We start from the raw sequence: 25,620 nt of genomic DNA, 5'->3' as shown, positions 1-25,620 counted from the left end.
GGTCGTACTGGTCCTGCGGATACTGCTGGTCGTAGGTGCCGGAACCGTCGTCGTAGCGGTGGGCGTTGTAGCGGTAGTTGTTGTACTGCTCCTTGTCGGGGTTCGCGGCGTCCGGCTTGTCGGCGCCGGTGAACTGCTTCTCGTCGTCCGAGCCGTACGCCGTGTAGCCGTAGGTGGCACGGGTGTTGCCGTCGTCCTTGGTGATGGCCTCGATGTCACCCTTGGGGTGGTAGAGGTACTGCGAGTACTCCTTCGTGGCGTCGGTGTTGTGCTTGATCTGGGTGAGCTTCTGGCCCCAGGGCGAGTACTGGTAGGACTTGGTCGCCTTGCCGGCGACCTCCTCCCGCAGCACCTTGGACTCCATGCCCAGGTAGGTGAAGAGCGTCGTCTTACCCGTAGTCCCGGACGTGGTCTGGGACGCGGTGCGGTCGAAGGCGTCGTAGACGTACGTGGTCGACTTCGCCGACGTACCCGTACCGGCCGTGTACTTGGCGATCCGGTCGAAGCCGTCGTACGTGTACTTCTCCTGCACGGACCCGTTGGAGGACACCGTGTCCAGGCGGCCCAGCGGGTCGTAGTTGTAGGTGGCGGAGACGCCACCGGCCGTCGTCTTCAGCAGGCGGTTGCGGTCGTACGTCGACAGGGTCTTCGCACTGCCGGTCGTCTGCTCGACGATGTTGGAGTTGCCGTCGTAGACGTACTCCTCCGTGCCCGCCGCGTCGCCGGTCTTGGTGACCTTGGCGATACGGTCCTGCGGGTCGTAGGCGAACGTCGAGACGGTGTCCAGGTAGTCCGCCGCGTTGTCGGCGTTCATCACCTTCGCCGTGTCCTTGGAGCGGTTCCCGTTCGGGTCGTACTCCAGGTCGTGCGAGGCGACGACCGTGCCGCCGCTCTTCTTCTCCACCTGCGACTTGACCGCGCCGTTGAGCCAGTAGGCGTAGTCGACGGTGTTGCCGTTCGGCTTGACCTGCTTGAGCGGCTGGCCGCGGTCGGTGTAGGTGAAGGTGGTGATCTGCTGGTTGCCCGCGGTCGGCGAGTCCGCGTTCGTGATCTTGTTGATCATGTCGCGGATGTCGTACTCGGACTTCGACCACGTCACATCGTGCGTGGTCGTGACCGGGTTGCCGTTGGCGTCGTACGTCAGCGCGGTGGTGTTCTTCACCGTGCTGCCCAGCTTCTCCTCGACCTTCGACAGCTGGTTCAGCTCGTCGTAGGTCATCGTGTACGCGTCGGCCTTCGCGCCCGGTGAGAGGTCCTTGACCTCCGTGAGCAGACCGTTGACGTCGTAGCGGTAGGTGAAGTCCTTCTTCTCGTTGTCGACGTCGCCCGCGTTCGAGCGGACGAGCTTCACGCCGTCGGCGACCACCGTGCCGTCGGCCGCGTCCGTGAGCGTGATCTTCTGGGTGCCGGACTCCGTGAAGGAGTACGAGCCCAGCGAGACCCACTCGCCCTTGCGCTGCGTCTGGTTGACCGGCTTGGTGACCGAACCGGACGCGTGGGTGATCTGGAACGGGGCGTTGGTCGCCGCGCCGGTCACGTCACCGTGCCGGACGAAGACCTCATACGTACCGTTCTGCGGGATGGTGAGCTGCCACGTGAAGGACGACAGGCCCAGGCCCTTGGGGGCGGTGCGGGTGTCGTAGCCCCACTGGCCGGTGACCGTGGACGTGGGCCAGGTCCCCTGCGAGGCCGTGTTGTGGACGTCGGACGAGTCGACGACCACGACCTGGCTGCCGACGGGGATACCGTCGTCGGAGCGGGCCTTCTGGTTGCCGGACGGGTAGAAGTCCCACGTCATCGTCCGCTGCGACGAGCCACCGGCCGAGGTCAGCGTGTTCTTCGTCTGCTGGCCCAGGTTGTTGTAGTCGTACGTCGTGGTGATGTCGAACGGGTCCTTCGCGGACTTCGTCCAGCCGTTGTCGTAGTAGGTGTAGTGGGTGTCGTTGCGGACCGTCTGCCCCTGGGACGGCGGCGCGGAGACCCGCTCCAGCTGGCCGACCGCGTCGTAGAAGAAGAGTGTCCTGTCCGGGGTGTTGTAGCGGGTGTCGTCCTTGTCGAACGGGCGGAGCTGCTCCTTGACCCGGTTCAGCTCGTCGTAGATCGTCTCGGACGTGTAGTCGGTCGCGTCGTCCGTCGTCTCGACGCCGCGCGGGCTGATCTCCTTCGTCTTGTTGCCGACCTCGTCGTACTCCAGCCTGGTCGTCCGGTAGGTGATGTTCCCGGAGCCGTCCTTGGAGTACGGGACCTTCACCTCCTTGGTCAGGCCACGCCGGTCGAAGACCATCTCGGTCGTGTTGCCCTCGGCATCCGTCGACTTGTCGACGCGACCGTCGAGGTCGTAGTTGACCGTCGTGAAGGCGCCGGCCGCGTCGATCGTCTTCGTCACCCGGTGGTTCAGGTCGTAGACGTACTTCGTGGTGTAGTCGGTGGTGTCCGCCGTGGCGTTCTTCTTCGGGTCGACGACGGTGACCAGGTTGCCGACGTTGTCGTACTGGCTGGAGACCTTGTCGCCCTTGGCGTTGACCACCGAGACCGGCTGGTAGATCTCGTCGTAGGTGTACGTGGTCGTGTAGTCGCCCACCGTCGCCGTCAGGTTGCCCTTGGGCTCGGTGACCGTCTTGACGTTGCCGACCTTGTCGTACGTCGTGGTCGTGCGCCGCTCGTCGTCGGTGTCGAGGTCCTTCGGGGCGAGCGAGGCGGTGACCTGGTCGGCCGCGTCGTACACGGAGGAGGACTCGGCGCCGTTCGGCGAGAAGACCTTCACCATGTTGTTGTTGGCGTCGTACACCGGCGCCGGGGTGGTGATGAAGACACCCGCCGCCTGGTCCTTCGGCTGCTTCTGCTCCAGCGGGCGGCCGAAGTAGTCGTACGTCTGGGTGACCTTGGCACCCTTGGCGTTGATCACCTCGGTGGTGTTGCCGCGCTCGTCGTAGACGAAGGTCGTGACGTTGTTCAGCGCGTCGGTGATCTTCTTCGGGTAGCCGGCCGGGCCGAAGTCCGCGTAGAACGTGGAGTGCCCGTTGGCGTCGGTCTGCTTGGTGGGCTGGCCGTACCCGTCGTACTCCGTCGTCGCCGTGTAGTCACCGGCGGTCGTCGTGGCGACGCCCTCCGGGTCCGTCACGGACGTCTGGTTGCCGAACTGGTCGTAGCCGAACTCCCAGGTGTTGCCCAGCGGGCTCGTCTTGCGCCACAGGTCGGCGGAGTAGCCGTCAATCCGCGTTTGGTACTCGAACTTCGTCGCCTTGTCCGGGTAGGAGGCCGGGTTGCAGTAGTCCGTGGGGTTGAACTGCGTCCAGGACTTGGTGACCTCGGCGTCCCACTGGCGCAGCGGGTAGCCCGTCTTCGCGTCGTAGCAGTACGCGGTCTTGGCGCCGTTGGCCTCTTCCATGTAGACGACGTTGTTGTCGGCGTCCCAGCTCAGCTTGCTGGTCTGCGCCTTGGCGTTCGTCATCTGCACGGGCCGGCCGAAGTCGTCCAGGACGTGGTCCGTGGCGCGCAGCTCGGCGTCGGTGACCTTGGTGTCGGTGAACTTGGTGTTGGCCGTGTTCGCCTTGTAGGCGAAGTTCGTGGCGCCGCCGAGACGGTCGGTGATCGTCTGGGTCCACCAGTGGTACTTCGGGTCGTCGCCCTCCTTGGGGTAGTAGTACGCCAGGGAGGTGCCGTTTCCGCGCGGGTCGGTCGCCTTGACGAGCTTGACGTTCTTGTTGCCCTGCGTCGCGTCGTAGGTGAACGCGAACACCTTCGGCTGCGAGGACGCCTCACCGTCGACGACCTGGCCGAGCAGGCCCTTGTCGGTGTAGTAGAACGTGATCTTCCGGCCCGAGACGTCCGTCATGGACTTCACGTGGTCGTAGATCTTGGAGTTGGTCAGGTTGGTGCCGGAGACCTTGGCGCCCGCATCGTTGATGTACTGGTACGACGCGTCGCCCTTCTTGTAGTACTCCAGGGTGAGCGACTGACGGCCGGCCGGGTCCGTGATGTACGTCAGGAACTTGGTCGGCTTGTTGTTGGACTTGCGCTCCTCGTAGGTGAACGTCTGCGTGTTGCCGTCGTTGTCGATCGCCGACGTCATGTAGCCGTCGCAGCCGAAGAGGAAGCGCGTCCCGTCGGGGCGCGTCAGCGTCCACGCGTCCGGCACCGGGTCCTTCGCAGGCTGGCAGTCCAGGTTCGCCTTGGGCGTGACCTTGAAGTGGACGCCCGCCGGGGCCAGCCAGCTGCCGTCGGCCTGCTTGCGGAAGACGTGCGTCGTACCGTCGCCGTCCGGCAGCCGGATCTCCGTCGGGTTGGGCTTCGGGTGGAACTCCAGCGGAGCGCCCAGCCGGGTGGGTCCGGAGATCTGGGCCGACCAGCCGTGCCCGAGGACCGTGTCGGAGGTGTCCAGGGTGTTGTACGCCAGGCGCGCGAAGGTGTTCAGCCCGCGGCCCGGGTTGTTGATGGCGTTGTACTGCCAGACGGTGTTGCCGGAGGCCAGGTTGTTCATGACCGTGGCCCCGGCGCCGGTGTTCTTGCCGGTGTAGCTGTAGAACTTCTCCAGGCCCAGCTGGTTGGAGGTCGGGTCCTCGATCGCCACGTTCTGCTTCAGCGACGGGATGCCGCCGGTGCCGGCGGACAGCCAGGTGCCGTCGGCGACCTTGCGGACGTCCCAGCCCAGCACGTACTCGCGGCGCTTGTTGCCCGAGTCGGAGTTGATGGCCGTGTTGACCTTGGCCTGGATCGTGGCGGACTTGCCCGGGAGCAGGGCCGGGATGGCGGTCTTGGCCTGGTTGCCCCCGGTGGTGACGTCCGTGCCGTCGGGGAGCTTCCAGGTGTAGGACAGCTCCCGCTCACCGGCCGCCCACGCGGTGGCGGTGGTGTTGGTGACGGTGAAGTCCACCGTGTAGGTGGAGTTCGGCGTCATCCGGGCCGGGGTCGTCGGCGCGTAGTACGTGTCCTCGGTGGTCGAGTCGACGTAGATGACCCGCATGTACGGGCGCAGCTGCGGATCGGAGGCCTCGGACGACAGGAACAGGGTGCGCTCCTGGGGGCCGGTGGTGGACTCGTCCTTGAGTTTGACGGCCACGCCCTTGTTGTTGGCGGGGGTCTTGACCCAGGACTTCATCAGTCCGGTGGCGTCCCACCAGTGGCGGCCGACTTCGTCGGTGATCTGCGGGACGGTGTCGGCGACAGTGGCGGACATGTCGCCGCCGGGTGTGGTCCAGGCGGTGGTCGCGTTGGCGTTGTTCCAGGTCGCCGTCGTCTCGGTGAAGTCACGGGTGAGCGCGTGGAGCTCGTAGACGGCGCCGTTGGAGTCGCTGAAGGTTTCCGCGCCCCACATGTAGAACGTGTTCTCCAGCACCGTGGCGGTGGTGGGGATGTCGCTGGTGGGGAACTTCAGCACGGCGCGGGTTTTGCCGTACGTGGAGGAGTTGTTGCCCACGCTCAGCCACGTCTGCGGCTTGTCCAAGGACATCAGCGAGTCATGGTTGGCCGTCGGCTGGGCGGAGGAGAGGGTGGTGTCCGTCTGGCCCGCCTGGATGATCTTCATCGTGCGGCCGGCCTTGGGGATGCCGACGACCCGGGTCGGCGAGCCGAGCAGCTCGCCGCTCTTGGTCTTGACCGCCAGCTGGTAGTAGTACGACTTGCCGATCTCGGCGGAGCTGGAGTCGGGAGTCGGTACGGCGGTGGTGTCGGTGTACGTCGTCGCGCTCGCCGGGATGGGGGCGACCAGCGTCGCGGCGGACGGCGTGAACGCCTGCTGCGTGGAGCGGTGCAGCTGGTACTCGACGATGTCCAGGCCGGTGTCACCGGTGGTGTTGCTGTACTTGGCCCACGACAGCTCCGGACCGGTGGAGTGCACCACGGTCGGCGAGTTCAGCGCCGCGCCCACCTTGCCGTAGGTGACCGTCAGGCGCGGGTAGGTGGAGGTCTCGCCGCCGTAGTCGTTGCCGTCGGCCGCCTCGTAACGCGGGCCGCCCAGTGGTCCGTTCGTTCCCTCATCGGTCGCCTTGATGACGAAGCCGTGGTTGGGGTTGGTTCCGGACACCCACCGCTGGACGGTGTCGGTGACGGGGAACTTGTGCCACTGGTTGTAAACGCCCGCCGGCTTGGTGATGGCGGCCGGGTTCACCAGCCGGACCGAGTCGGCCAGGGTACGGGTAGTGGCCGAACCGGTGTCACCGAGCACGATCTTGCCGGCCGTGCCCTGCGCCCAGGGATACTCGACCGTGTCGAGAACCTTCCACACACCACCGCTACCGGTCTGGTTGACCGTGTAGCTCTTGCTGCCACCGTTGTAGTGAACGGTGTACGGCGCTGCGGTGGCCGCGTCCGAAGCTGCGGGGAAGTGCACCTCGGCCCGGTAGGAATCGGCCTCCGGGACCTTCGGCTGCCAGCTGTAGGACTCGCCCGTCGCGGTGTTCTTGTTGTAGGCGTAGTCGTCGTACGTGGCCGCCCCGCCCGTCGTGGTGCCGCGCGGCCACTCACCGACCGCCGCGGTGCCCACCGACCCGTCGTCCAGCAGGACCGTGGTCGCCGACTGCTCACCCACCAGGGTGCTGGTGTTGGACCAGGTCGCCGTCGACTCGTCCCAGGCACCGGTCGCCCGGTGGACACCGATCGTGACCGCGTTGCCGTTGGTGGTGTGCGGCTGGTCGTAGTACATCTCCAGCCGAGCCGCGTCGATCTTCGTACCCGACGGGATCTCGTCGAGCGGGAACTTGATCAACGACCGGGCGATACCGGTGTCCGTCTTGCCGGCCGACAGCTTCCAGGTGGTGTTGAAGTTCACCCCCGCCTGGTCCGACAGCACCATCGCGTCCTGCGACTGCGACGCGTTCGGCGTCACCGTGATCGTCGGGTCGATGACGACCGGGTACTGTCGCTCCTTCGACGCCAGCCACGAGGCGTCCGGCGTGACGGTGAGCGTCCAGCCCTTGCCGTCCTTGGCACGGACGAGCTTCTGGGTGACCTTGGTGCTGTACGTGCCACCGGTCGGCGACAGCGTGTCCTTCTTCGCGTCCGTCATGTACGGCGCGGGGATCTCCATCACGGGCGTTTGCGGCGCCTCGCCGTACAGGGCGATGGAGCCGTCCTTGCGCACCTCGGGCGTCAGGCCCTCGGTGTCCAGGGTGAAGGTGAACTTCACCGGCCCGGCGGGGCGCTCGGCCAGGACGATGTTTTCCTTGACCTGCCCGGCGCCGACCACGTACTGGAGATCGGCCCCGGCCACGGCGTCCTTGTAGGTGACCGTGGAGCCCTTCGCCTCCGGCTTCAACGCCGCCTTGGCGCCCTGGAGGCCCAGGGTGACCGAGTGGCCGTCGGGAGCCTCGTAGCGCAGCAGCTTTCCAGGGCTCGTACCGAACGAACTGCGGCCGGTGTTGGTGGTGTTGGCGAAGCCCTGGGCGGTGGGCTTCACCGCCGGGTCGATCGACTTCCACGACGAACCGGAACGGTACGAGGTCGGCACGGCCGACAGCTCGGCCTGCACCCGTCCGTCCGAGAGCTGCCAGAAGCGCGCCTGCGCGGTGCGCTTGTCGGTCAGCTCCTTGACCCGCTTCGGCGCGGGAAGCGCCTTGCCCTTGGGCAGCTTTTCGCGGCTGGGTATCTCCAGCTTCCCGCCCTCGGGCGGGGCCGCCGCGGATTGCTCCTCGTCGTCCGAGAACCAGCCCGCGATGGTGTCGACAACACCCTTGTCGTCACCATCGCCCGGCGCTCCTGGCGGAGCCGCGTAGGCGAGCTGCGGGAGCAGCGTGCCCGCCACCGCCGCCGCCACCAAACAGGAGACGTATCTCCTGTACGGAATCTTCACATCGATGCCTTTCACGGTGCGCCCATTTCGGCGCATGCGAAATGGGCACACGGAACGAGCCGGCCGGAGGTTTCCGGACCGGCTTTGCATACTGCGGCGTGGTTTCTAATCAGGTACCTGAAGGTAAGTCAACCGTTCGGACAATCGGGACAGTTCGGGGCCGAAATGGGCGCCGATACGCCCGATTTTTCCGGTCGCTCGCGCCGGGTCGTGCGCGTGGTGTATAACCGCCCGGTTCCGCACCGAACTCATTTCACGGAAAGCCGAACCCCATGGCATCCAGCACGGAATCCGAAAAGCCCGGCCCGGACCGGCGCGGCCTGGACCGGCGCGGTCTGGCGATCGCCGGTGCCGTCCTGCTCGCCTGCGGCGGTCTCGTCGGCTACGGCGCCCTGAACACCGAGGACCGGCCTGCGCCACGGGCCGTCCCGACCGCCGAGGTCACCTACGAGGTCACCGGGACCGGCACCGTCGAAATCTCGTACGCGGGGGGCGCCGGGGACGGCACGGCGGCGGTCGAGAAGGCCGTCACCCTTCCCTGGAAGAAAACCGTCCGCGTACCGGTCGGGTCCTCGCCGAGCGTCGGCATCATCCTCGACGGCAAGGGCGGTGAGGCGGGCTGCACGCTCGCCATTCGCGGCAAACACGTACAACGCGCCACCGCTTCCGGCACGTATGGGCGCGCCACGTGCTCCGGCCCCCAACTGACCGCGAGTAAATCGTAGAAGTTTTTGCAGTGCATTCTCGGTACGTCAACCTTTATGAGGAGTGGGGCATTTGAGCCCGCGACGCAAAGCACACGCGTACAAACCGCTGAGCATGAAACGCAGAGCCTGGCTGACCCTCGGCGCCGTCGTGGCAGGCGGTGCGGGGATGGTCACCATCGCGGTCGCCGGGCCGTCCGGCGACGGACCGGCCAAGGGCCCGGCCGAGCGGCCGGCGAAGCTGCGGACCCTGGGGCTTGCCGAGGGCAAGGCCGGCGAGCGGTCGCTGCCGAGCACCGAGACCGAGGAGTTCTCGCTCGTCGGCATCGGCTGGGGTGACGCGAAGACCAGGGTGACCGGCGACGCGAAGATACGTACCCGGGACGCCGTGACCGGCAAGTGGACCGACTGGCAGCCGCTGGACCTGGACGCACACCTGCCCGACGGCACGGAGGTCCCCGAGCGCGGGGCGTCCGAGCCCACCTGGGTCGGCCCCTCCACCGCCGTCCAGGTCAAGGTGACCTCCGGCAAGGCCCTGCCCAAGGACCTGAAGCTGCACCTGGTCGACCCGGGCGTCACCGCCGAGGAGTCGGCGAACGGGGCGGCGCTGCCGAAGGGCCGTGAGCCCGGGGCAGCGGGCTCCTCCGTGGCCGCCGAGAACGCGGCGTACGCGGTCGAGGAGAGCATCACGCCCGCCCCGACGGACACGGCGACCACGACTGCCCCCGCGCCCACCGAGACGGCACCCGCACCCACCGAATCGGCCACCTCCACCGAGACGGCCCCCGCGCCCACCGAGCCGGCACCGACCGACACGGCGACGTCCAGCCCGACGCCGACCGCGACGCCGACGCCGACGCCGACCGCGACGGTGCCGGTCCCGCCGCCGTCCACCGTCAACCGGCCGCCGATCATCTCCCGCGCCGAGTGGGGCGCCGACGAGTCGATCGTCGACGACCCGCCGGAGTACCTGGACAAGATCCAGGCGGTGTTCATCCACCACACCGTCGACACCAACAACTACAGCTGCGCCCAGTCCCCCGCCATGGTCCGCGCGATCATGACGTACCACGTGAAGACGGAGGGCTGGAACGACCTGGGCTACAACTTCCTGGTCGACAAGTGCGGCCGGATCTTCGAGGGCCGTGGCGGCGGCGTCGACCTGCCGGTCAAGGGCGCGCACACGTACGGCTTCAACAGCTATTCCACCGCCATCGCCTTCCTCGGCGACTTCGAGGGCGACGCCGCCGCGGGCAAGCCCGCGGGCAAGCCCACCCGGGCCGCGCTGGAGTCGGCCGCCCGTGTCGCCGCCTGGAAGCTCGGCCAGTACGGCGGGAACCCCAAGGGCAAGGTCACGCTGACCGCCCAGGGCAACACCGGCGTCTGGGACGAGGGCGAGAGCGCCACGCTCGACGTCATCTCCGGCCACCGGAACGCCTTCGCAACCGCCTGCCCCGGCAAGAACCTGTACGCGAAGCTCACCCCGATCCGCGACTTCGCCGCCGGTGCCGGCCGCAACTCCGCCGTCCCGACGGACGACATCGACCGCGACGGCATCACCGACCTGGTCGCCCCGCTGCCCAAGTACGACGGCGGCGCCGGCCAGGTGAAGGTGGTGCACGGCACCACCGACGGGCCGAGCCTCACCTCGCGCCTCACGATCGACCAGAACAGCACCGGCGTGCCCGGCGACAACGAGGCCTCCGACTCCTTCGGCACGGCCACCGCGTACGGCGACTTCAACGGTGACGGGTACGCGGACCTGGCGGTCGGCGCGCCCGGCGAGGACGACGACTCGGGCCACACGGACACCGGTTCGGTCACCGTCCTCCACGGGCCGAAGCTCGACTCCGGCTCCACGTACATGACATCGCCCGCCTACCGGGTCAACGGCGACAAGCTCGGCACCGCCGTCGCCATGGGCGACTTCAACGCCGACGGCAAGGCCGACGTGCTGTCGGTCGCGCCCGGCATCCCTGGCCGCTGGTGGGTGTTCGAGTCGAAGAACGCCTCGTACCCGACGAAGGCCGGTTACCTGAGCGACACGGCCAACACCTCGGTGGTGTCCTTCGCGTCCGCGGCGAGCGGCGACTTCAACAAGGACGGGTACGCGGACGCCGCGATCACCTACCGCGACTCCTCCGGCGTCGGCCGGATCGTCGCCCTCAAGGGCTCGGCGAACGGCCTGGAGCGGATCGGCGTCCTCTACCCGCGCGGCGGCCGCTCGCTGGCCGCGGGTGACATCAACGGTGACGGGTACGACGACCTCGCGATCGGCCAGCCGAACGCCACCGAGTCGGGTCACACCGCCACCGGCGGCGCGGTCGCCCAGGTGCTGGGCTCCGCCACGGGCCTGACGGCGACCGGCCGGGCCACGTTCCAGCAGAACTCCACCGGTGTCCCCGACACCGACGAGTCGGGCGACACGATGGGCGCGTCCGTCGCGATCGGTGACGTCAACCTCGACGGGTACGAGGACGTCCTGACCGGCCTGCCGGGCGAGGACCTCACGCGAGGCGGGGTGAACCAGGCCAACGCCGGTCAGGTGATCCTGCTGCGCGGCTCGTCCACGGGCATGACGGCCACCGGGTCGGTCGCGTACTCCCAGGACACCACCGGGGTGCCGGGTGACTCGGCGCCGAACGAGCGGCTCGGCGCGGCGGTCGTGCTGACCGACCTGTCGGGCTACGGCCGGGCGGACCTGGCGCTCGGCGCGGACGGGGAGAGCGCCAACAACGGTGTGATCCTCCAGCTGGACAACAGCAGCACGTCCGGTGTGGTCCCGTCGTCGGGCATCTACTACGGCGTCAACAGCCTGGGGGCCGGAACAGGGCTGAACATCGGCCGCCTGCTCGCGCCCTGAGCCGTCGGCGCACTCTCACGCGCCGCGTTCACGGCGCGAGACCACGGCCCGCAGCACCCGCCGGCCTTCGGCCGAGACCTCCAGTACCGGACGGAGCCCGGCGGGCGGGCCGTCGGACGGTGTGTCGGCGAGGAACTCCAGGATCTGCACCTGGCGCCGTTCCTCGGCGTCCACCAGCGGCCCGCCGCCGAGCTGCTCGTGCAGCTCCAGCGCGGTGAGCGAGCACCCCGAGGCCCATGCGCGCAGCGCCGCCCCGTCCCACTCGGACGGGGCGGCGCCCAGCATTTTCCGGACGAGTACGGCGGAGTCGGCGTCGTCGGTCTCCTCCAGCGCGGCCCGGACCTCCCCCAGCCGGCCGGCCCAGTCCGCCCCGCCCTCGGCCACGCAGCGCCACAGGGGCCGGAGGAGATCGTCGGGCGCGGGGCCCAGCAGGGGAAGGCAGCGGTCGAGGCAGGCCAGCGCGGAGGCCGCCAGCCCTCGTTCGCCGGCCTCGGCGATCAGTTCCTGCACGCTCTGGCTCATGGACGTCTCCCGTCGCGGACGCGGTACTCCCCTTACTGCGCCACATGGCCGGAATCCGTCACTGCGTGTGGCGGGAAACCATCGCTTCAGCGACGACCGGTTCCGGTCCCGGGTCTCAGCCGCCGCCCAGCCGGTCCGCCAGTGCCCGGAAGTCGTCCCAGCTCAACTGGGGCCGGGACGGATCCCACAGCTTCTGGGCAGTCGCCCGCAGCGGCATCCGGACACCGTTCGCCACCTGTTCGGCGGTCTGGGAGTTCGCCAGGTCGCACCAGATGGCGAACCGGCCGCCCAGGATCTGGTCCCCGTACCGCTCGGGCACCGCCGAAGAGCCGCGCAGCACCAGCGGCGTCCACTCCTGGTAGATCCGCCGGCCGGTGGGGTACGTGAACTGGTTCGGCTCGCCGAGCACGTAGTAGAGGTACTCGTCGTTGAGGTTCACCACCTTGCGGCCCTCGCGGAGGTACTCCACCGGTTCACGGGCGCCGATCTCCTTGCCCGTCCAGTACTCGACCTCGATGTCCTTGTGGGCGCCGACCGCACCCCCGGAGAAGAAGCCGTCGTTCCAGGCCTTGGCCGTCCTCTTCTCCGCGCTGACCACCGCCGCCCGGTCGTTCAGCCAGCCGGTGGCCAGGTCCTGCACGCGGGCGCCCTGCCCGTACTTCTGCCGCGCGGCGGTGGCGAGCTGCGGGTAGGAGGCGGCCGGGTCGCGCACGGTCAGCGCCTGGTACTCGTCGGCGCCGATGTGGAACCACGGGCCGGGGAACAGGTCCGCGTACTCGCGCAGCAGGTCGTCGACGATCCGTGCCGACTCCGGCTTGGAGATGTCGATGGCGCCCTGCCGGGGCGCGCCCTGGACGTTGCGCAGCTGGAGCTGCGGGTGGGCCCGCAGGACGGCGCCGAGGTGTCCGGGTGAGTCGATCTCGGGGACGACGCTGATGTGCAGCCGGTTCGCGAGGGCCACGATGCGGCGCACCTCGGCCTTGGTGAGGTGCGGTTGCGAGACCACCTCGGGGTGCGAGGTGGATTCGATGCGGAAGGCCTGGTCGTCGGAGAAGTGCAGGCCGAGCTGGTTGAGCTTGAGGTCGGCCATGTCGCGCAGCCGGTCCTCGATCCAGGCGGCGCTGAAGTGCTTGCGGGCGATGTCGACGTTCAGGCCGCGCTGCGGCTTGGCCGGCCGGTCGCGGATCACGCCCTCGGGGACGGCGCCGCCCGAGCGGAGGGCCTGCTTGACGGTGCGGGTGCCGTAGAAGGCCCCGGCCTCGTCGGGGGCGGATATGCGCACGCGCCCGCCCCGGGTGGTGAGGGTGTACGACTCGGGGCCGCCGGCCTGGCCGGCGTTCAGGGCCAGCTCGATGTCGCCCGGCCGGGCGGCGGCCTCGCCCCGGTACGCGGCCTTCAGCTCACCGGCGAGGAGCCTGGCCTCGTCCGCGAGGGCGCCGCTGCCCTTGGCGACGACGACCGCGGTCCCGCTGCCGGGCCGCCAGCCGGGGCCGCGGGCGGGTTCGTGGTCGCGTACGGAGGGGATGGTGCGCGGGGCGGTGGAGAGCGGATACGTCCGTGTGGGTGACGGAGTGGGTGACGCCTCGGGTGTGGTGGCTTTGGGGGTGGTCGCCTCGGGGGTGGTCGCCGCCGGGGTCGTCGCCGTGCCGGGCGCCGCGGTGCCCCGGTCGCCGCCGTCGCCGTCGCCGCAGCCCGCGACCGTGAGGGAGAGCACCACGGCCGCGACGAGACCCCCTGTGGAATGCCGGTTCACGCGCGTACCTCCGTGCCTTGGCTGTCCATGGCTGTACGAAAACTCTCTCTTCCGAGTGAACTTCTCGCATCTCCCGAACAGCGCACGCTCACCCTGGGTAATGTTGTGCCCCTTCCCTCACATCTTCCTCACAGATCTCCCGCTGTCCCTTCCCGACGCCCATTTCGAGGAGCCCACGATGGCCGGCGACTCCACCGCAGGCGCCCCGAAGCGACCGCCCACCCTCCCGGCCGGCACGGGGACGCCCGGTACCGGCGCCGCGGGCGCGGGCACCGCCCGCTCCCGACACGCCCAGAGCGAGGCCACCCGCGCGCCGACCGGAGCGGACCGGCCCGGACCGCCCGCCCGCCGGGGCGCCCAGCCCCCGGCCGGACCGCTCGGGGCGCCACGCCCCGAAGCCCCGCTCACCGGCGCCATACCTGCCCAGAGCCCCGGCGGCCACGCCCTCGAAGGCCTGGTGCGGTTCAACGCCGCCCCGGCCGACGCCGCCGAGGCCGCCCTGCTCGCCTGCTGCGGCAGCCGCAGCTGGGCGCGGCGGATCGCCGCCCACCGCCCGTACCCCACGCTCGACGCGCTGCTCGCCGCCGCCGACGAGGCCAGCTACGACCTGTCCGGCGCCGACCTCCACGAGGCACTGGCCGACGAGACGTCGGCGGGCCTGCCGCCGGGCACCCCCACGGCCGCGCACACCGCCTGGGAGGCCGCGCACGCCGAGTACGAGAGCCGCTTCCGTCACGCGTTCGTGATCTGCCTGGACGGCCATCACCCCGAGGAGCAGCTCAATCAGGCGCTCTCGGCCATCCACGCCCGGATGAGCCACCCCCCGGAAAAAGAGCGGTCGATCGCCGCCGACGAACTGCGCCGCCTGGCCCGTGCCCGTTTGTCCCGTCTGATCGGACGAGCCGGCCCTTCCCTAGCCCGTCCGTGCCTGTTTGATCACACCTGAGGACCCCGCGCGAGGGATCCGACAAGTCGTCGCTACGATGACCGGGGCCGGTGGACCGTACCCGGCCGGGTCAGACCGACATCGAAGCCGGCCGACCCTGATCCCCGCTCCCGGAGGGTTTTTCCGTGCCGGCTGGAACGCTGTATCGCGGCCGGGAAGGTATGTGGTCGTGGGTGGCTCACCGAGTCACCGGCGTCCTCATCTTCTTCTTCCTGTTCGTACACGTGCTGGACACCGCTCTCGTCCGCGTCTCCCCCGAGGCCTATGACGAGGTCGTCGCCACCTACAAGACGCCGATCGTCGCGCTGCTGGAGTACGGCCTCGTGGCCGCCATCCTCTTCCACGCGCTCAACGGTCTTCGCGTGATCGCCGTGGACTTCTGGTCCAAGGGGCCCCGCTACCAGAAGCAGATGCTCTGGACCGTGATGGGCATCTGGTTCGTCCTGATGGTGGGCGCCCTCTACCCCGTCCTCGGCCACGCCGTACGCGAAGTGTTCGGGAGCTGACGCCAGACATGTCCACTGATCTGACCAAGTCCGCCGTGGGTCCCGTCGAGGGCGAGAGCCTGTACGACGTCGACAACCCGGCTCCCCTCATCGAGCCGCCCCGCAAGCGGACCAAGAAGACCCCGAAGTCGACCCGCGGCAACTTCGAGATGGCCGCGTGGCTCTTCATGCGCCTGTCCGGCATCGTGCTGGTCGTCCTCGTCATCGGCCACCTGCTGATCCAGCTCGTGCTGGACGGCGGCGTCTCGAAGATCGGCTTCGCCTTCGTGGCGGGCCGCTGGGCGTCCCCGTTCTGGCAGGTCTGGGACCTGCTGATGCTGTGGCTGGCCATGCTGCACGGCGCCAACGGCCTGCGTACCGTCATCAACGACTACGCCGAGCGCCCGAACACGCGCCTGTGGCTCAAGGGCCTGCTGTACACCGCCACGGTGTTCACCATCCTTCTGGGCACGCTGGTGATCTTCACCTTCGACCCGAACATCCGCTAGGCACGGGGCTGAGGAAATCCGCATGAAGATCCACAAGTACGACACCGTCATCGTCGGCGCCGGTGGCGCGGGCATGCGCGCCGCCATCGAGGCGACGAAGCGCAGCCGTACCGCCGTGCTGACCAAGCTCTACCCCACCCGCTCCCACACGGGCGCCGCGCAGGGCGGCATGGCCGCCGCGCTCGCCAACGTGGAGGAGGACAACTGGGAGTGGCACACCTTCGACACGGTCAAGGGCGGTGACTACCTGGTCGACCAGGACGCCGCCGAGATCCTGGCGAAGGAGGCCATCGACGCCGTCCTCGACCTGGAGAAGATGGGCCTGCCGTTCAACCGGACCCCGGACGGCACCATCGACCAGCGCCGCTTCGGCGGCCACTCCCGCAACCACGGCGAGGCGCCGGTCCGCCGGTCCTGCTACGCCGCGGACCGCACCGGCCACATGATCCTCCAGACGCTGTACCAGAACTGCGTCAAGGAGGGCGTGGAGTTCTTCAACGAGTTCTACGTCCTGGACCAGCTGATCACCGAGGTCGACGGCGTCAAGAAGTCCGCCGGTGTGGTCGCCTACGAGCTGGCCACCGGTGAGATCCACGTCTTCCAGGCGAAGGCCGTGATCTACGCGTCCGGCGGCACCGGCAAGTTCTTCAAGGTGACGTCCAACGCGCACACCCTGACCGGTGACGGCCAGGCCGCCTGCTACCGGCGCGGTCTGCCGCTGGAGGACATGGAGTTCTTCCAGTTCCACCCGACGGGCATCTGGCGCATGGGCATCCTGCTGACGGAGGGCGCCCGTGGTGAGGGCGGCATCCTCCGCAACAAGGACGGCGAGCGCTTCATGGAGAAGTACGCGCCCGTCATGAAGGACCTCGCGTCGCGTGACGTCGTCTCGCGCTCCATCTACACGGAGATCCGCGAGGGCCGCGGCTGCGGTCCCGAGGGCGACCACGTCTACCTGGACCTGACCCACCTGCCGCCGGAGCAGCTGGACGCCAAGCTCCCGGACATCACCGAGTTCGCGCGGACGTACCTCGGCATCGAGCCCTACACGGACCCGATCCCGATCCAGCCGACCGCGCACTACGCGATGGGCGGCATCCCGACCAACGTGATGGGTGAGGTCCTCAGCGACAACACCACGGTCGTGCCGGGTCTGTACGCCGCCGGTGAGGTCGCCTGCGTGTCGGTGCACGGCGCCAACCGCCTGGGCACCAACTCGCTGCTGGACATCAACGTCTTCGGCAAGCGCGCCGGTATCGCCGCCGCCGAGTACTCGGCCAAGGCCGACTACGTCGAGCTGCCGGAGAACCCGGCCTCCTTCGTACAGGAGCAGGTCGAGCGGCTGCGCAACTCCACCGGCACCGAGCGGGTCTCCGTACTCCGCAAGGAGCTCCAGGAGACGATGGACGCCAACGTGATGGTGTTCCGCACCGAGCAGACGATCAAGACGGCGGTCGAGAAGATCGCCGAGCTGCGCGAGCGGTACCTGAACGTGTCCATCCAGGACAAGGGCAAGCGGTTCAACACGGACCTGCTGGAGGCCATCGAGCTGGGCAACCTGCTCGACCTGGCCGAGGTCATGGCCGTCTCGGCGCTGGCCCGCAAGGAGTCCCGCGGCGGTCACTACCGCGAGGACTACCCGAACCGCGACGACGTCAACTTCATGCGCCACACCATGGCGTACCGCGAGGTCGGCGCCGACGGCTCCGAGACCGTGCGTCTCGACTACAAGCCCGTCGTCCAGACCCGCTACCAGCCGATGGAGCGTAAGTACTGATGGCTACCCCCGTACTGGACAAGGCGGAGAAGGACTCCGCCGCCTCGCCGTACATCACGGTCACCTTCCGGATCCGCCGGTTCAACCCGGAGATCTCGGACGAGGCGCAGTGGCAGGACTTCCAGATCGAGATCGACCCGAAGGAGCGCGTGCTCGACGGTCTCCACAAGATCAAGTGGGACGTCGACGGCTCGCTGACCTTCCGGCGGTCCTGCGCGCACGGCATCTGCGGTTCCGACGCGATGCGGATCAACGGCAAGAACAGGCTCGCCTGCAAGACGCTGATCAAGGACATCAACCCGGAGAAGCCCATCACGGTCGAGGCCATCAAGGGCCTGACGGTCCTCAAGGACCTGGTCGTGGACATGGAGCCGTTCTTCCAGGCGTACCGCGACGTCATGCCCTTCCTCGTCACCGAGGGCAACGAGCCGACGCGTGAGCGGCTGCAGTCCGCCGAGGACCGCGAGCGGTTCGACGACACCACCAAGTGCATCCTGTGCGCCGCGTGCACGTCGTCCTGCCCGGTGTTCTGGAACGACGGCCAGTACTTCGGTCCGGCCGCGATCGTCAACGCGCACCGCTTCATCTTCGACTCGCGCGACGAGGCCGGCGAGCAGCGGCTGGAGATCCTCAACGACAAGGACGGCGTGTGGCGCTGCCGCACCACGTTCAACTGCACGGACGCCTGCCCGCGCGGTATCGAGGTCACCAAGGCGATCCAGGAAGTCAAGCGCGCGCTGATCACGCGCCGCTACTGACGCCTGCCGGCGTCTGCCTCACGGCGCCTCACCGAAGGGCCCGTTTCCTGGGGGAAACGGGCCCTTCGGCCTGCGCATCGCCCATACCGGTGGTTTGGCCGAACTACGCATAGACCAGATGGATGCCTGGGGCATGTAGTGGAGATCGGCAGTCCGAATCTCGTCGCTTGCGAGGCCACCATGACGGAAGCCGTTGCGTTCCCCCAGGACCGCACGTGTCCCTACCACCCGCCCACCGCCTACGAACCGCTGCGCGAGGCGCGGCCCCTGTCCCGGGTCACGCTGTACGACGGCCGCTCGGTGTGGGTCGTCACCGGGCACGCCGCCGCCCGCCAACTCCTGTCCGACCAGCGGCTGTCCACCGACAGCACCCATGACGCGTTCCCGATACCGACGGAGCGCTTCGCGGCCGTACGCAGCCGCCGCCGTGCCGCCCTGCTGGGCGTGGACGACCCCGAGCACAACGTCCAGCGGCGGATGCTCATCCCGAGCTTCACGCTCAAGCGCACGGCCGACCTGCGGCCGCGTATCCAGCGGACGGTGGACGAGCTGATCGACGCGATGGTCGCGCAGGGCCCGCCGGCCGAGCTGGTGTCCGCCTTCGCCCTGCCGGTGCCGTCCATCGTGATCTGCGACCTGCTGGGCGTGCCCTACGCCGATCACGACTTCTTCGAGGAGCAGTCGCGCCGGCTGCTGCGGGGCCCGGCGGCCGAGGACACGGAGGACGCCCGCAACCAGTTGGAGGGCTATCTCGGCGATCTGGTTGAGCGGAAACGCGACAAACCCGGGAACGGCGTCCTCGACGACCTGGTCGCGCACCAGCTCACCAAGGGGCAGCTGGACAAGCAGTCGCTCGTCGAGCTGGCGACGATCCTGCTCGTGGCGGGTCACGAGACCACGGCGAACATGATCTCGCTCGGTACGTTCACGCTGCTCCAGCACCCGGAGCAGCTGGCCGAACTGAAGGCGGACCCGGAGCTGATGCCGGTCGCCGTCGAGGAGTTGCTGCGGTTCCTGTCGATCGCGGACGGCATGCTCCGGGTGGCCACGGAGGACATCGACATCGCAGGGGTGACGATCCGGGCGGACGAGGGTGTCGTCTTCTCGACGTCGGTCATCAACCGGGACACGTCCGCGTACGCCGAGCCGGACACGCTGGACTGGCACCGGTCGGCCCGCCATCACGTCGCGTTCGGCTTCGGCATCCACCAGTGCCTGGGGCAGAACCTGGCGCGGGCGGAGATGGAGATCGCGCTGCGGACGCTCTTCGAGCGGCTGCCGGGACTGCGGCTGGCGGCGCCGGCCGAGGAGATCCCCTTCAAGCCGGGGGACACGATCCAGGGGATGCTGGAGCTCCCCGTCGCATGGTGAGGACGGACCACATGGTGAGGACGGACCATTGGACATTCTGATCGACAAGGGCGTCTGTATCGGTGCGGGCCAGTGCGCCCTCACCGCGCCGGACGTGTTCACCCAGGACGACGACGGTTTCAGCGAGCTGGTGCCCGGGAGGGAGGACGGCGCCGGGAGCCCCCTGGTGAGGGAGGCGGCCCGGGCGTGCCCGGTGGGTGCCATCAAGGTGGCGCCCTGACGTGACCGGCCCGGCGGGGCGCCGCCCCCGCCGGGCCGGTCGGTGGCGCACGCGGGGCGCACTAGGCTCGGGCACCGTGAAGGACGTGAACGACGTGACGGAGGCCCAGGTGCCGAAGCCCGCTCGGCCCGCCAAGGCTGCCAAGAGCGAGCAGACCCGCACCCTCATCCTCGAAACCGCGCTCCGGCTGTTCCAGGAGCGCGGCTACGACAGGACGACGATGCGGGTCATCGCCCAGGAGGCGGGCGTCTCCGTCGGCAACGCCTACTACTACTTCTCCTCCAAGGAGCACCTGGTCCAGGGCTTCTACGACCGGCTGGCCGCCGAGCACGAGGTGGCGGTCCGGTCCGTGCTCGCGGGCGACAGGGACCTGGCGGTGCGGATCCGGGACTCGCTGCTGACCTGGCTGGACGTGGCCGAGCCGTACCACCCGTTCGCGACGCAGTTCTTCAAGAACGCCGCCGACCCCGAGAGCCCGCTCAGTCCCTTCTCGCCCGAGTCGGTCGCGGCCCGCGAGGCCGCCATCTCCATCCACGAGCGGGTGCTGTCCGGCTCCGACACCAAGACCGCCCCCGAACTGACCGAGCTGCTCCCCCACCTGATGTGGCTGATGCAGATGGGGCTGGTGCTGTTCTGGGTGTACGACCGGTCGGAGGGCACCGAGCGCAGCCGCCGCCTCGTCGAGCGCACCGCGCCCCTCGCCGCACGGGCGATCGCCCTGTCCCGGTTCCGGGTGCTGCGGCCGCTGGTGCGGCAACTGCACGAGGTGCTGGAGGAGTTCATGCCGGGGGCGGGCGCCAAGGGGGCCACGGGGGCTACGCCTGCTTCGACGCCAGCTCCACGAGCGTGATGTCGGAGGGCGCGCCGACGCGGACGGGCGGCCCCCAGGCGCCCGCGCCGCGGGACACGTACAGCTGGGTGTCGCCGTACCGTTCGAGTCCGGCGACGGTGGGGTTGGCCAGCTCGGCGAGGAGGTTTCCGGGCCAGAGCTGACCGCCGTGGGTGTGGCCGGACAGCTGAAGGTCGACCCCGTGCGCCACGGCGTCGTGGATGACGACCGGCTGGTGCGCGAGCAGCACGGCGGCGCGCGCCCGGTCGCGGTCGCCGAGGGCGGCGGCGAAGTCGGGGCCGTCGCCGTAATTCTCGCCCGCGACGTCGTTGACCCCGGCCAGGTCGAACCCGGCGATCTCCACGCGCTCGTTGCGCAGCGGGCGCAGTCCCAGCTCGCGCACATGGTCGACCCACTCCTCCGCGCCGGAGAAGTACTCGTGGTTGCCGGTCACGAAGAACGACCCGTCCCGGGCACTCAGCCGTGCGAGCGGCTCGGCGGCCGGGCCGAGGTTCTCGACGCTTCCGTCGACGAGGTCGCCGACGACGGCGACCAGGTCCGGCTGGGTGGCGTTGATGGCCTCCACAATGCGCTGTGTGTGAGCCCGCCCCAGGATGGGCCCTATGTGGATGTCGCTCACCACCGCGATCCGGTACCCGTGCGCGCCACGGGCCAGCTTGGCGAGCGGCACGGTGACCCGTGTGACCCGGGGCCCTCTCAGGACGCCGTACGTCCCGTACCCGACGGTCCCGAGCGCGGCGGTCGCGGCGGCCCCGCCGACGACGCGTGACACGAACAGCCGCCGTGACACGGCGGGTGCCCCGGACACCGGGGCGCCCTGCGCGGGCCGGTCCGGCCCGGACGGGTCGGGCGCGGAGGCGGTGACCGGCGCGGCCGCGGGCGCCCCGGCGGTACCGGCAGGTACGGCGACCGGTGCGGGCGCCCCCGGCGTCGCCGTCACCAGCGCGTCCGGCACGGGCGCCCCGCGCATGGGCCTGCCCGGAGCGGTGGCCGCCCGGCGGTCCAGGGCGCGGCGCAGCAGGGGGCGTACCGCCTCTCCCACCACCAGGGCGAGCACCACGTACAGCAGCAGCGCCAGCCACATGAACCCCGGCCAGGCCACCACCTGCTGGAGCCGGAAGGGAGCGCCCGCCCGTCCCGCCGTCAGCGCGCCGAGCGACAGCAGCGGCAGCACGACCAGGGCGACCGTGCCCAGTCGCCGTGCCGCGCTCCCCGGCACCGTCACATCGCGCACCAGGCGCCGCCACACGTACCAGTGCACCGCGGCCAGCAGGACGACGGCCCCGACGAGCACCAGCAGGACGACCCACACGGCCCCTACCCCCTATTCACCGCGCGAGCCGCGACGCAATGCGCGGACACCACGCAACCCGATGGCACCCACCACCGTCCCCAGAACAAAGGACGTGATGGCGAGCAGCAGATGCACCCAGAAGTAGGCAGTCGGGTCGCCCGCGTCGTCGAAGGCGAGACCGCTCCCGTCGTTCCAGAGATTCCGGACGAAAGAGACCCAGATGAACCAGCTCCACACTCCGAAAGCGAGCAGGAACCAGGAGGCGGAGCGGCTGAGCTTCATGGGTTCAGTATCACCGCCGCCGGTGGAGGGCCTTCTGCGGGGTGTGGTGTCGGCTTCCGTGAACGCTCCCTGTACGTTCTCGACCGTGTCCGCTCTGAAAACGACCGTCCTGACGGTCGCCGCCGCCGCGCTGCTGCCCGTCCTCACCGCCGCTCCGGCCCTGGCGGCCCCGGGCCCGGACAAGGAGGACAAGCAGCCGAAGCCGCCCGCCGTCATGTCCACGGTCGGCGGGCTGAAGCTCGGCAAGCCCGGTACGCAGGTGAACCTGGCCCCCGGGGTGCCCGTGCTGCCCAAGGAGGTGACGGGCCGCTCCTGGATCGTGGCCGACGCGGAGAGCGGTGATGTGCTGGCCTCGCACAACGCCCACTGGCGGCTTCCTCCCGCCTCCACCCTGAAGATGCTCTTCGCGGACACGGTGCTGCCGAAGCTGCCCAAGAACCGGTCGTACGTGGTCGCTCCCCAGGACCTGGCGAAGGTCGGCGCGGGCTCCAGCCTCGTCGGCGTCAAGGAGAAGCAGGCCTACACCGTCCACGACCTGTGGCTGGGCGTCTTCCTGCGCTCCGGCAACGACGCCGTGCACGTCCTGTCGTCGATGAACGGCGGCATCGCCAAGACGGTGCAGGACATGAACGCCCGCGCCGCCGAGCTCCAGGCGCTCGACACGCATGTCGTCTCGCCGGACGGGTACGACGCCGTCGGCCAGGTCTCGTCCGCCTACGACCTGACGCTCATCGCACGCAGCGGTATGCAGAACCAGGACTTCCGGGAGTACTGCTCGACGCCGCGCGCGAAGTTCCCCGGGGAGGTCAAGCCCGGCAACAAGAAGCGCTCGACGTTCGAGATCCAGAACACCAACCGGCTGCTGACGGGCGACTTCGGCATCCCGGCGTACCAGGGCATCGCCGGGGTGAAGAACGGCAGCACGACGCACGCGGGCGCCACCTTCACCGGTGTCGCCGAGCGGAACGGCAAGGTGCTGCTGGTCACCGTCATGAACCCGTCGGCGAAGGAGAGCCACGCCGTCTACAAGGAGGCGGCGCGGCTGCTGGACTGGGGTTTCGCGGCTGCCGGGAAGGTGAAGCCGGTCGGCGAGCTGGTGCCGCCGAAGTCGGCGAGGACCGGGACCGGGACGGGCGAGAGCGGCGGGAACGGGCAGACCGGCCCCGGCGGTGGTGACCAGGCCGCCGGCGAGGGCGACGGGAAGGCGACGGTGGCGGCGGCCGGCGGCGCGGGCGGAGCCGGGACGGCGCTGGCGGTGGCCGGCGGGGTGCTGGTGCTGTTGGCGGGCGGGTGGTTCATGGTCAACAGGCGCTGGCCACTTCCCGATCTCGTACGCCGTCGTCGTCAGCAGCCTCCTTCCTAGAGCCGGTCGCCGTCCACGCGGCGCAGAACAGCAGCAGCTTGGCGGTGAAGTTGATCCACAGCAGGAGCGCCACGGGCACCCCGAACGCCCCGTACATCGACTTCGCCGCCACGCCCTTCATATAGCCGCCGAGCAGCAGCTTCAGCGCCTCGAAGCCGACCGCGCCGATCAGCCCCGCCACAACGAGCCGGCGGCGCGGCGGCTGGACGCCGGGCAGCAGGGTCAGGACGTACAGCAGGATCAGGAAGTCGGCGAGGACGGCGACCGCGAGGGCGACGGCCTGGAGCAGCACGCCACCGGCGCCGCTCCCGGAGATGCCGAGCCGTTCGGCGGTCCAGCCGACGGCGGTGGAGCCGAGGCCGGAGGCGGCCAGCGAGGCCAGGCCGGTCGCGCCGAGGCCGAGGAGGACCACGGCGTCCTTGCCCTTGCGTACGACGGGGTTGTCCTCGTCGCAGTCGTCGATCCCCCACACGGCGCGCAGGCAGTCGCGCATGGAGCCGACCCAGCCGATGCCGGTGAAGAGGAGCAGGGCGCCGGCGACGAGTCCGACGGTGCCGGCGTTGGCGACGAGCGCGTCGAGGTCGAGCTGGTCGGAGATGCCGGGGACCTGCTCGGCGAGCTTGCCCTCGATGCTGCGCAGCTGCTGGTCGCTGAGGAGCGCGGCGCCGACGGTTGCGGTGAGCGTGATCAGCGGGAAGAGGGCGAGGAAGCTGATGAAGGTGATGGCGGCGGCCAGGCGGGTCCAGTGCGCCCGGTCGAGGGTCTCGTACGAGCGCCAGGCGTGTGTCCGCATGAGGCGGGCGGCCCAGGGGCCGATGAGGGGGAGCTTGGTCAGCCAGTCCATGCCGTGCGTCTACCCCCGGGGTCCGAAGACCAGTGTGCGGGTCCCCCAGAAGCGCACGCAGGTGCCGAGGACCATCCCGACACCGAGGCCGGAGACGGTGTCGGCGAGCGGGGAGGTGAGCCCGAGTCCGTAGTGCGAGGCGCCGAGGCACGCCAGCTGCACGGCGGCGCCCGCGAGGTTGACGCCGAAGAACGCCCCGTACTGACGCAGGTGGAGGGTGCGGCGGCGGTAGGTGCCGAGGGCGTTGCCGAGGTAGGCGACGGTGCAGCCGGCGAGGAAGGCGACGGCTTTGGCGGGAAGGGGGTCGAGGTGGGGCCGGAGTGCGAGGAAGAGGGCGAGGTCGGCGGCGTACGCGACTCCGCCGGCGATCAGGAAGCCCGCCGCCTCGCGTCTCACAGGTCCGCCACCGCCATCCCGTACATCGACAGCCAGGCCAGCCCGATGACGGCGAGGGGGCGGTCGCGCAGGACGACGTCCTCGGGGGCGCCGGCGGTGCCGCGGTCGGCGAAGACGGCGTAGCGCAGGACGGCGAGGATGAAGGCGATGGTGGAGAGCTGGCGCCAGGTGCCGCTGTGCTCCAGGGCCCAGAGGCAGTAGCCGAGCACGGCGACGCCGGCGGCGAGCTGCCAGACGAAGCGGAGGTATCCGGTGGTGTACTCGGTGAGCAGGACGCGCGTCTCGCCGCCCCGGCCGGCCATCTGGACCGCTTCGGAGTAGCGCTTGGCGGCGACCATGAAGAGGGCGCCGAAGCCGGTGGTGATGAGGAACCAGCGCGAGAGCGGGATGCCGAGCGCCACACCGCCGATCATGGCGCGCATCACGAAACCGGTCGTGACGACGGCGAGGTCGACGACGAGGACGTGCTTGAGGCGCAGGCAGTAGGCGAGCTGTATGGCGAGATACGCGGCCAGCAGCGCGGCCGTCAGGGCGTTGCACAGCGCGGCGGCGCCGAGGAGCGCCCCGAGCGCGAGGACGCCGCCCGCCCCGTACGCCACGGACACGGGGACGTCCCCGGCGGCCACGGGGCGGCGGCACTTGACCGGGTGGGCGCGGTCGGCGTCGGCGTCGCGGGCGTCGTTGACGAGGTAGACGGCGGCGGCCGCAGCGGTGAACAGCACGAAGACGATGCCGAGCTGGAGGGCGGTGTGCCGGGACACCAGCTGGCCGGCGGCGGCGGGGGCGGCGACCACGAGCACGTTCTTGACCCACTGGCGGGGCCGCGCGGCTCGTACGAGGCCGAGCGGTACCACGACCGCCTGGGGCAGCACGCGGGTGGCGGGCGGCGCCGCCGCG

The 25,620-nt window shown here is 69.7% G+C and carries 18 protein-coding genes and 1 pseudogene; 11 read left to right on the top strand and 8 right to left on the bottom strand.

What is annotated here, in order from left to right; all coding sequences use genetic code 11:
* On the bottom strand, positions 1-6,790 hold a 6,790-nt coding region (locus ABT360_RS02585), incomplete at its 3' end, for a golvesin C-terminal-like domain-containing protein (protein WP_444852166.1).
* A gap of 1,268 nt (positions 6,791-8,058) precedes the next feature.
* Here ABT360_RS02585 and ABT360_RS02580 point away from each other — a divergent pair.
* Both ABT360_RS02580 and ABT360_RS02575 read left to right on the top strand, forming a co-directional pair.
* On the top strand, positions 8,059-8,511 hold the full coding sequence (locus ABT360_RS02580; RefSeq protein ID WP_351809492.1) for a hypothetical protein: 453 nt from the start codon (positions 8,059-8,061) through the stop codon (positions 8,509-8,511).
* 94 nt (positions 8,512-8,605) lie between these two features.
* Complete coding sequence (locus ABT360_RS02575) at positions 8,606-11,353, top strand: FG-GAP-like repeat-containing protein (protein WP_351809489.1); 2,748 nt, start codon at positions 8,606-8,608, stop codon at positions 11,351-11,353.
* Between the two features lie 15 nt (positions 11,354-11,368).
* Here ABT360_RS02575 and ABT360_RS02570 read toward each other — a convergent pair whose 3' ends face one another.
* Together ABT360_RS02570 and ABT360_RS02565 are read right to left on the bottom strand one after the other, a co-directional pair.
* On the bottom strand, positions 11,369-11,875 hold the full coding sequence (locus tag ABT360_RS02570; RefSeq protein ID WP_351809486.1) for a hypothetical protein: 507 nt from the start codon (positions 11,873-11,875) through the stop codon (positions 11,369-11,371).
* A gap of 115 nt (positions 11,876-11,990) precedes the next feature.
* Entirely contained in the window at positions 11,991-13,628 is a 1,638-nt protein-coding gene (locus tag ABT360_RS02565) for a beta-N-acetylhexosaminidase (RefSeq protein WP_351809483.1), read from the bottom strand.
* A 178-nt stretch (positions 13,629-13,806) separates the two neighbouring features.
* Here ABT360_RS02565 and ABT360_RS02560 point away from each other — a divergent pair, with 178 nt between their 5' ends.
* The 8 genes from ABT360_RS02560 to ABT360_RS02525 all read left to right on the top strand — a co-directional run bounded on the left by ABT360_RS02560 (position 13,807) and on the right by ABT360_RS02525 (position 20,544).
* Entirely contained in the window at positions 13,807-14,574 is a 768-nt protein-coding gene (locus ABT360_RS02560; RefSeq protein ID WP_351809480.1) for a 2-oxo-4-hydroxy-4-carboxy-5-ureidoimidazoline decarboxylase, read from the top strand.
* 125 nt (positions 14,575-14,699) lie between these two features.
* Complete coding sequence (gene sdhC, locus ABT360_RS02555; RefSeq protein ID WP_156692719.1) at positions 14,700-15,080, top strand: succinate dehydrogenase, cytochrome b556 subunit; 381 nt, start codon at positions 14,700-14,702, stop codon at positions 15,078-15,080.
* Between the two features lie 8 nt (positions 15,081-15,088).
* Positions 15,089-15,568: a succinate dehydrogenase hydrophobic membrane anchor subunit gene (locus tag ABT360_RS02550; RefSeq protein WP_351809476.1), complete on the top strand. Its 480-nt coding sequence runs from the start codon at positions 15,089-15,091 to the stop codon at positions 15,566-15,568.
* A gap of 22 nt (positions 15,569-15,590) precedes the next feature.
* Positions 15,591-17,345, top strand: coding sequence for a succinate dehydrogenase flavoprotein subunit (gene sdhA, locus ABT360_RS02545; RefSeq protein WP_351809473.1), 1,755 nt, complete (start codon positions 15,591-15,593; stop codon positions 17,343-17,345).
* Entirely contained in the window at positions 17,345-18,103 is a 759-nt protein-coding gene (locus ABT360_RS02540; RefSeq protein ID WP_351809469.1) for a succinate dehydrogenase iron-sulfur subunit, read from the top strand. The genes sdhA and ABT360_RS02540 overlap by 1 nt, the downstream gene beginning before the upstream one ends.
* A gap of 180 nt (positions 18,104-18,283) precedes the next feature.
* Positions 18,284-19,474, top strand: coding sequence for a cytochrome P450 (locus ABT360_RS02535; protein WP_351809467.1), 1,191 nt, complete (start codon positions 18,284-18,286; stop codon positions 19,472-19,474).
* 28 nt (positions 19,475-19,502) lie between these two features.
* Positions 19,503-19,694: a ferredoxin gene (locus tag ABT360_RS02530; RefSeq protein ID WP_351809464.1), complete on the top strand. Its 192-nt coding sequence runs from the start codon at positions 19,503-19,505 to the stop codon at positions 19,692-19,694.
* A gap of 94 nt (positions 19,695-19,788) precedes the next feature.
* Complete coding sequence (locus ABT360_RS02525; protein WP_351809512.1) at positions 19,789-20,544, top strand: TetR/AcrR family transcriptional regulator; 756 nt, start codon at positions 19,789-19,791, stop codon at positions 20,542-20,544.
* Here the strand turns inward: ABT360_RS02525 and ABT360_RS02520 are convergent.
* Together ABT360_RS02520 and ABT360_RS02515 are read right to left on the bottom strand one after the other, a co-directional pair.
* A complete protein-coding gene (locus ABT360_RS02520; RefSeq protein WP_351809461.1) occupies positions 20,510-21,856 on the bottom strand; it encodes a metallophosphoesterase in 1,347 nt (448 codons plus the stop codon). The two genes, ABT360_RS02525 and ABT360_RS02520, sit on opposite strands and share 35 nt — an antisense overlap.
* A gap of 12 nt (positions 21,857-21,868) precedes the next feature.
* Complete coding sequence (locus tag ABT360_RS02515) at positions 21,869-22,120, bottom strand: SCO4848 family membrane protein (protein WP_351809459.1); 252 nt, start codon at positions 22,118-22,120, stop codon at positions 21,869-21,871.
* 85 nt (positions 22,121-22,205) lie between these two features.
* Between ABT360_RS02515 and ABT360_RS02510 the strand changes: the two genes are divergently transcribed.
* A complete protein-coding gene (locus tag ABT360_RS02510) occupies positions 22,206-23,483 on the top strand; it encodes a D-alanyl-D-alanine carboxypeptidase family protein (protein WP_351809456.1) in 1,278 nt (425 codons plus the stop codon).
* On the opposite strand, the gene ABT360_RS02505 is transcribed toward ABT360_RS02510, so the two are convergent.
* The 3 genes and pseudogenes from ABT360_RS02505 to ABT360_RS02495 form a co-directional block, all read right to left on the bottom strand.
* Positions 23,422-24,327 (bottom strand): YihY/virulence factor BrkB family protein, encoded by a 906-nt coding sequence (locus ABT360_RS02505; RefSeq protein ID WP_351809454.1) that lies wholly within the window; start codon positions 24,325-24,327, stop codon positions 23,422-23,424. The two genes, ABT360_RS02510 and ABT360_RS02505, sit on opposite strands and share 62 nt — an antisense overlap.
* A pseudogene (locus tag ABT360_RS02500) lies at positions 24,315-24,759 on the bottom strand (GtrA family protein). The gene ABT360_RS02505 and the pseudogene ABT360_RS02500 overlap by 13 nt, the downstream one beginning before the upstream one ends.
* The gene (locus ABT360_RS02495; RefSeq protein ID WP_351809509.1) at positions 24,720-25,595 is read right to left on the bottom strand and encodes a decaprenyl-phosphate phosphoribosyltransferase; all 876 of its coding nucleotides are present in this window, start codon (positions 25,593-25,595) and stop codon (positions 24,720-24,722) included. The pseudogene ABT360_RS02500 and the gene ABT360_RS02495 overlap by 40 nt, the downstream one beginning before the upstream one ends.
* Positions 25,596-25,620 lie beyond the last annotated feature (25 nt).

This window comes from Streptomyces sp. NPDC000229 (assembly GCF_040300825.1).
GTDB lineage: Bacteria > Actinomycetota > Actinomycetes > Streptomycetales > Streptomycetaceae > Streptomyces.
The sequence above is the reverse complement of the archived record's forward strand: the minus strand, read 5'-3'. Positions and strand labels throughout refer to the sequence as shown.

What these genes read in the sequence shown, in the direction of transcription:
- ABT360_RS02580 (WP_351809492.1), top strand. Translation starts at nt 8,059, where the DNA reads ATGGCATCCAGCACGGAATCCGAAAAGCCCGGCCCGGACCGGCGCGGC.
- ABT360_RS02575 (WP_351809489.1), top strand. Translation starts at nt 8,606, where the DNA reads ATGAAACGCAGAGCCTGGCTGACCCTCGGCGCCGTCGTGGCAGGCGGT.
- ABT360_RS02570 (WP_351809486.1), bottom strand. Translation starts at nt 11,875, where the DNA reads ATGAGCCAGAGCGTGCAGGAACTGATCGCCGAGGCCGGCGAACGAGGG.
- ABT360_RS02560 (WP_351809480.1), top strand. Translation starts at nt 13,807, where the DNA reads ATGGCCGGCGACTCCACCGCAGGCGCCCCGAAGCGACCGCCCACCCTC.
- ABT360_RS02550 (WP_351809476.1), top strand. Translation starts at nt 15,089, where the DNA reads ATGTCCACTGATCTGACCAAGTCCGCCGTGGGTCCCGTCGAGGGCGAG.
- sdhA (WP_351809473.1), top strand. Translation starts at nt 15,591, where the DNA reads ATGAAGATCCACAAGTACGACACCGTCATCGTCGGCGCCGGTGGCGCG.
- ABT360_RS02540 (WP_351809469.1), top strand. Translation starts at nt 17,345, where the DNA reads ATGGCTACCCCCGTACTGGACAAGGCGGAGAAGGACTCCGCCGCCTCG.
- ABT360_RS02535 (WP_351809467.1), top strand. Translation starts at nt 18,284, where the DNA reads ATGACGGAAGCCGTTGCGTTCCCCCAGGACCGCACGTGTCCCTACCAC.
- ABT360_RS02515 (WP_351809459.1), bottom strand. Translation starts at nt 22,120, where the DNA reads ATGAAGCTCAGCCGCTCCGCCTCCTGGTTCCTGCTCGCTTTCGGAGTG.
- ABT360_RS02505 (WP_351809454.1), bottom strand. Translation starts at nt 24,327, where the DNA reads ATGGACTGGCTGACCAAGCTCCCCCTCATCGGCCCCTGGGCCGCCCGC.